1 pseudogene is annotated in these 280 nt (G+C 58.2%); it reads right to left on the reverse strand.

Annotation, left to right across the window (positions count from 1 at the left end):
* Positions 1-86: 86 nt before the first annotated feature.
* Positions 87-280 (reverse strand): annotated as a pseudogene (locus EIK80_RS25775) (phosphoglyceromutase); the annotation flags it as partial.

Below are 280 nucleotides of genomic sequence, written 5' to 3' on the forward strand. Positions count from 1 at the left end.
GTTTGAAACTTGTTTCGGCATAGCAAAAGGGAGTCGCACGATAATTGTGCGACTCCCCTAATGCTTACCGTATTAGCGGCTTAGGCTCACTTCTGGCCCTGAGCAGCGACAGCGGCGGCACCGGCGGCGGCAGCCTCCGGGTCCAGATACTCACCACGCGGCTTGATCGGCTTGAAGTTCTCGTCCAGCTCGTAGAGCAGCGGGATAGCGGTCGGGATGTTGAGCTTGGCGATCTCATCCTCGGACAGGTTGTCCAGAATCTTGACGATGGCACGCAGGC

The sequence above is a fragment of the Caulobacter sp. 602-1 genome (assembly GCF_003931565.1).
In the GTDB taxonomy this organism is placed as follows: domain Bacteria; phylum Pseudomonadota; class Alphaproteobacteria; order Caulobacterales; family Caulobacteraceae; genus Caulobacter.